Annotated in this window: 2 protein-coding genes; one reads left to right on the top strand and one right to left on the bottom strand. The window is 44.6% G+C overall.

What is annotated here, in order from left to right:
* The first annotated feature begins 23 nt into the window (after positions 1-23).
* Positions 24-1,448, top strand: coding sequence for a pentapeptide repeat-containing protein (locus tag BC440_RS11550; protein WP_063094783.1), 1,425 nt, complete (start codon positions 24-26; stop codon positions 1,446-1,448).
* Here the strand turns inward: BC440_RS11550 and BC440_RS11545 are convergent.
* On the bottom strand, positions 1,423-2,643 hold the full coding sequence (locus BC440_RS11545; RefSeq protein ID WP_063094781.1) for an aminotransferase class I/II-fold pyridoxal phosphate-dependent enzyme: 1,221 nt from the start codon (positions 2,641-2,643) through the stop codon (positions 1,423-1,425). The two genes, BC440_RS11550 and BC440_RS11545, sit on opposite strands and share 26 nt — an antisense overlap.
* Positions 2,644-2,666: the final 23 nt, after the last annotated feature.

Here is a 2,666-nt window from a genome sequence, read left to right as displayed (position 1 = left end):
GATAACTAGGAATTATCAGAGATATGAGCGGCGACCAAATTTCTGTTTGGCAAAAATGGGCAGACCAACTGCCACCTATTGATCTAGGCGGCGATATATGGCCTGAAGAAGTAGGCAAGGACATTATTGGCCGTCTGATTTCAGGAGATGTGGATGGTTTCGAGTTCAGCCACAATTTCCAACGATGCTCGTTTAAAATGGCGGTCTTGTCCAACAGCAAGCTGAAGAACGTTGATTTCAAGGATTGTTCGTTTCTTGAGTCAACGTTCATCGGCTGCGACCTTGGTTCTGGATCAACTGTTTCATGCACCTATTCAAAATGTGTTTTCATAGGATGCTCCCTCTCTGATGCAGCATTTCATGAATGTATGTATCTTGAATGCAGGTTCATTGAGTGTGATTTCCGCAGCTCAATGGTGCGGAATTCTCAGATAAAAGAATGCCTTTTTGAGGAATGTAAAACATCGAACAAAGTTTTTGATGGATGCATTTTGTTTAACAATTCATTTAAGAAAACATCAATAGATTTTCGCGCGATCATTGATAATTTCGGATTGGATTGCCGTCAGATTGACCAAGGATTAATTCGAGTTGATCGTAGTTACCCTGAGGCAGAAATATATGAGTTCGATCAGGCGGACAATCACACATCAAAGAGTTCGCAAACGTCCCCCTTTGAATCCCTACGACTAGATTTTTATTTGGCGGAAGGCGAGCTCGAAGGAAGTACAACTCTTGACAAGGTATTTGAGGCAGAAGCATGGCTGTCAATGGTCCGCGCGCCCATAAACTTCATGCGGTTGCTTCAAGACTTCTCAAGTTTTGTTTTATACTTATACGATACTGACAAAGTTCCTGTCCTTATTGTAGTAAAGATGTACGTTCTTACAGATAAAATCTGGTCGTCTTTTCAAGGAGCTCTGGGCAGCGAGCATTTAGCTCAAACCGCGGCAGGCGTAAATTTACAATGCTTGCAACGAATAGAACATCTGGATCGGGCTAGCGACCGGATAGTCGGGAATACACAAGGATCTAAAATTGTTTATCGGTCCTTTGATTGGGCAACTGATGAACAAATAGACGATCTATCAAAAGAATTGGCCGCTTTGTTACCTGAATCCCATTTTTTTATTCGCCCCAGAAATTCGCCAGTGGACATTGTATTCTCCATTGGCAATTCTGCAACGCTTTTGCTTGGAGTTTACCTGTTTTTAAACACCAAAACACGTATTCAACTCGCACAACAAAAGGCGAAAGACGTTGGTCGGGGAAACACCCCGCTCGTGAATCTCGAAATCGGGGGAGCCTCGGGGAAAGAACAGATGAGCCTTGTACATTTCAGCGGAAACTTGCCAAGGGCAGTGACTTTCTGTTTCGAAATCAATTTCAGCTCCACGCTGATTTCACGCATAAAAAATGTCGTCAAAGACGTTCATATAGAGAAGTAGAAAACTTCTGAAATGCAGTACCAGATCGCGTCATGTTCTCGGGAGGAGTGAAATAGTTAATTCGAATAATTTCCCCACTTGCGTCATAGGGAAAATACAAACTTGACCCCCGCACAATCGGTAGCTTTATTTCAACAGCTGTATACAGAAAATATTCTCGAAACTGATCAAAGTCCACGTTGGGGGGGCTGCGAAAATGGGCGGTTGCGAGATAACTGTTTTCTATCGGTGCCAAGGTAATCGGAAGCCCCATAATCATACTCTGCAATGTTTGGTATTGCTGTCTGACATAATTACGTGCTCCTTCGAGAAGAGCCAAGTAACGCATAGGTTTTTTAGCGAGTTCCAACACCAACCTCATTGCAGCAGCATCAATTGCACCTCCGGTGAAATCAACAATCTCCCCCAATAATGGCCTCATGTCGGTTGGATGTAGAATTGTGGCTATTTTCGCAGAGTTCAGCCCCAATCCCTTTGTAAGCCCGCGAACCCGAATAATCTTGACATCCCCATCTAACTCCACCTTGCCAAATGGGCTGGGAGCGGACTGATCTGCCGCTTCATCAACAACAATAATATCTCCTGGCCTCAATGCCTCTCTGAGTTTTAGCAGCTCTTCAGTCTTCCGATTGTAACCCAGTCCGTATCTGGGCTGAGTTATCATCAATGCAACCGGAGCACTCGATATACGATCAATGTCGATAATATCCTGTGGCGTTATTCGATAACCGCTGCTTGGGCTTGCCGGAAATAGCCCGACATTTAGACCAAGCAGTTCAGCCTGCTCTATACCCGCAAAATATGCTGGGAGTTCAAAGATAATCTCCCCTATCCCCATACTCTTGAGCGCCGCCATGATGATTAGTAAGGCGCTTGAAACTCCTGGAGCCAAGGTGAATTCATCTGTGTTGATTAGCTTGCTGTCAAATGCCGCAACAAGACTTGCAATTTGTTGTTTTTCTGTCCAAAGCACATCACCAGTGTCCATCTTATATCCTTTGAGGTGGGAAGCCTCTAAGGACAACTGCGGATATTCATCAGAACATGGGACAACGGTGTCCATAACAGCACCGGGCAATGCGATCCAATCAGCAGACGTAACGGTGGGCCTGAAACGTGTTGCAACCAAGTCGAAATCTTCATCGTAGACCTTTAATTCAGGGTCACGTCTGTTGCGAAGAATGCGGCGGCTCATATCTCTGATAATTCCTAGTTATC

This window comes from Thalassospira sp. MIT1004 (assembly GCF_001858545.1).
Classification (GTDB): Bacteria; Pseudomonadota; Alphaproteobacteria; order Rhodospirillales; family Thalassospiraceae; genus Thalassospira; species Thalassospira xiamenensis.
This window is presented reverse-complemented; position numbering and strand designations above follow the sequence as displayed.

What these genes read in the sequence shown, in the direction of transcription:
- BC440_RS11545 (WP_063094781.1), bottom strand. Translation starts at nt 2,643, where the DNA reads ATGAGCCGCCGCATTCTTCGCAACAGACGTGACCCTGAATTAAAGGTC.
- BC440_RS11550 (WP_063094783.1), top strand. Translation starts at nt 24, where the DNA reads ATGAGCGGCGACCAAATTTCTGTTTGGCAAAAATGGGCAGACCAACTG.